Source organism: Xenorhabdus griffiniae (assembly GCF_015163655.1).
Classification (GTDB): Bacteria; Pseudomonadota; Gammaproteobacteria; order Enterobacterales; family Enterobacteriaceae; genus Xenorhabdus; species Xenorhabdus griffiniae.
On sequence record NZ_JADEUF010000194.1, the window covers coordinates 1 to 3,406 of the forward strand.

General features: G+C 38.4%; 3 protein-coding genes and 1 pseudogene. All 4 read right to left on the bottom strand.

Features of this window, described 5'->3' with window-relative positions; translation table 11 throughout:
• Window positions 1-203 precede the first annotated feature (203 nt).
• Window positions 204-1,376, bottom strand: a pseudogene (gene cml, locus IQ211_RS18430) (CmlA/FloR family chloramphenicol efflux MFS transporter); the annotation flags it as partial.
• A gap of 412 nt (window positions 1,377-1,788) precedes the next feature.
• Complete coding sequence (locus IQ211_RS18435; protein WP_189761280.1) at window positions 1,789-2,211, bottom strand: YybH family protein; 423 nt, start codon at window positions 2,209-2,211, stop codon at window positions 1,789-1,791.
• Between the two features lie 291 nt (window positions 2,212-2,502).
• Window positions 2,503-2,925, bottom strand: a complete 423-nt coding sequence (locus tag IQ211_RS18440; RefSeq protein ID WP_189761281.1) for a fascin domain-containing protein — start codon at window positions 2,923-2,925, stop codon at window positions 2,503-2,505.
• Window positions 2,926-3,324: 399 nt separating this feature from the next.
• Window positions 3,325-3,406: IS1 family transposase (locus IQ211_RS18445; protein ID WP_228011593.1), on the bottom strand; the 82-nt coding region annotated here is incomplete at its 5' end.

Consider the following 3,406-nt stretch of genomic DNA (forward strand, 5'->3'; position numbering starts at 1 on the left):
TGGTCGAGTAGGATGGGAAAGATTATGGGAAGGATGGTTCATATTACAAACCATCCTGGAAGGTTACCTGCTTGTACAGTCTCTTGAGCTAGAGATGTGATCAAGAGACAGCGCAAACGCGAGGCTTATAATCCTGTCACGGTATTCGCAAGTCAATCCACTTAACAACTTTGATCCAACTGTTTTTGCCTTCCATGGTCAATAAAGCAGGACAGGCAAAGTACGACTATTGCCAGAACCAGACAATAAGCAATAATCGGCCAGGTAGTAGCATTGGATAAAAGTGTAATGGTGAGCGTTCCACCTATTCCCAACAATACCCCACCCAAACAGGAGTAGAATGCCGTTGCTGTTCCGGCCATATGATCAAAACCTTGTAGTGCGCCATTAGGTGCTACTGAAATCGCCATAGAGATCCCAACACCAACAAGCCACATTGGAACAATAAAGCCAACCACCGACTCAGGTATGAACGTTTCCCCAACAGATAGCAGCAACGCTCCTGCCATCAGGCAAAACATTCCTACCCGCAACGTATTTAGAAGCCCCCAGCGGGTAATCAAACTACCCACACTTTTCGCAGTCACCATCATTGCGATAGCCACAGTTGCAAATAGCAAACTGAAAGTAATTTGTGATAATCCTTGTCGATTCATCATTATCCAAGGGGCCGTTGAAAAGAAGACGAAGAAGCTTCCCAGCCCTGCACTATAGCAGAGTGTATACATCCAGAAATTCCGGCATCTTACAGGAAGAAGTAATTGCGACCACTGTAAGTCTGCTGTCGGTTGCCGTCTGGTTTCTGGACAGAATTTCCAGACCACAATAACCGTAACCGCCATCGCACAGCCTAATAGAGCAAAGATTGCGCGCCACCCCAACCAAATATCAATCATCGTTCCGAGCAAAGGAGCTACTGCCGGAACCATAGCAAGCATAGAACCGAGCAAGCCATAGATTACGTTGATTTCTTTACGGCCCGAATAGATATCACGTACAGCCGCGAACATGGCTACGAGACATGCTGAAGCTCCACAAGCTTGAATAATGCGAAAACCCAAAAAAGCTTCTGGTGATGAAGTAATGGCAAGGCCGAATGAAGCAACCGTATAAGCAATTCCACCGCTAAGCAAAACAGGACGGCGACCTAACCGATCTGACAGCGGGCCAAATAGAAGCTGGCCGACGCCTAACAGGATCATATATACAGTCAGCGTTAGCTGGATCGCTCCCGCTCCAGCCCCAAGTTCATCAGCGATGAAAGGCATTACGGGCAGATACATATCCATAGCCAGTGATGCCAATAAGTTGAATGGGGATAACAATAATATTGTGACGGCAAGAGAATATTGCCAGAAAAAATCTTTTGAGTGCACGAATCCATCTCCTAAAGTTAAGGATTTGGCGGCATTCTTATAGAATTAAATGCTTCTTGAGAACGCCGCAACAACCGAAAAAACTGTGATTGCTGCGGCTTATCTATCTGTTATGTGCATTTTGAGGGTACTCATATATGGGTTATCCTGTAGTCTTAAATTACGGGGGTACTTTATAGATAGTTTTTCATTAACTAAATACGATATTCCTTTTAACCCCTATGTTACCTGCGTATATTAGCAGGGAAATCAAGTTTTACTGTATTTCCCGCTTTTATCAAGCTGATTATACGGCTTTCTAATACTGATTTAGCTGATTTTCTTTCAACACAGTGTAACCCTGAGTTATCTGGTCAGGCTACAATGTTGCGAACTACGGGTTTTTACTCAATAAAAATGAACTTTAACATCGCTATCTTCCTTCACATAATAAATCCGTTCCATAAGAATTATCTATGGCGCACAACCAGTTACCATTGACCAATTTAAATACATATGTTGCTTTTCTTATCGTATCAAATGAAGCTTCGTTTTCTAATTTAGAAGATAAAATCGTTTCTGCTAATACCAGAGCACAATCTTCACCAAAAATGACTTTAATTTTACCCTGAGATACTTTTAATGAGTGATTAAAATATTGTGCAATAGTCAAAAATGCTTTATGTAAAGCGGGCTTTCCAGATACAGTGAAACCATCTCGAACAACTAACGAACCATTTTCTGTATAAAAATCCATTAGAAAATCAAAATCTTCCTCAGTAATAGCTTTATCAGCCTTTGCTATCAAGCTTATTAATGTTTCAGTGTGCTGTCTACATTCATTCTCTGAATACATATTTACTCCTTGGTTGGATAGGAATCAGCTAAAAAGCAATAAAAACCCGCTTAACTGAAATAAACTTCGAAATTTACACATTATCAGAACTGTTAAAAGTATAAAATAGTATTACTGTATATATTTTGTTGCACTTTTTTTATGAATTTTCGCTTTTTTTCTAATGAACAGCATCTGACAAGTTTGTCTGCTTCGCTGGATAAACAGAAAAGTGGCCCCATTATGCGGCCACTAAACTAAATATATAAACTTATTCGTTCCAGTTAACAAGAAAAATAATAATTATCTTCACTATTCAACCAAAGTTACTACTCGAAATTGACAATAGACATCCAAAACAACTTTATCAGGTTTGATATAATCAACATTATTTATTGTAATTCGGCTAAGATAGTTACCCGTGTCAGCTTTCAATGCAATTATATTACAACCGACATCCACGACAGTGAAAACAGAGTAAATATCCGCCGTTGGTTTAATAGCTTCGATAAAATTACCATTTGATTCAGCTATTCGGCTGAGATAAAGCTTGTTATCTCCATAAAGTGCTATTTTATTAGGATTATCTGGATCAAGATAGACAACAGTAAAACGACAATATTCATCTATACCAGATTTTGCCGCTTCAATATATTGAATTCCATTCCTATTAATTCGACTTAAATAAAGACCATTATCTGCTTGTAATGCAATAGTTACTCTTCTAAGTCCCATAATGAACCTCTAATTAATTATAAAATCTATTCATTATTAAACCACCACTCCATTCGTTTCTCATATTTATAATTTCAAGCCATAAAATAAATATGATGCTCCTGCTGAGCAGCATACTATTCCGTTTAAAAAACCAAATAACAAAAAATATTCATTTCATATTAAATAGCATGTAAAAATCGTAAAAAACTTACTCACCCCTTGCGATGCCAAGAGTAAAGAATCTTCTCAACTTTGGTATTTGTCAGATTCACATATTTAGTTGCCTGTTCCATTTTTATGATAGAATCATTAAATCTTTCCCGTCACTATTACCGCCGCCACGTTCTTTCGTTCAGTTCAGGCAAGTAATGTCATGTTGACAATTATCCGGTCACGTATTCAAAATGTTGATTGGTCTTAAATATAATATTCTCTTTCGATAAAAGTCCCGATGACTTTGTCATGCATTTCCGGTGATTTTGAATAGCCTAATGTTTTA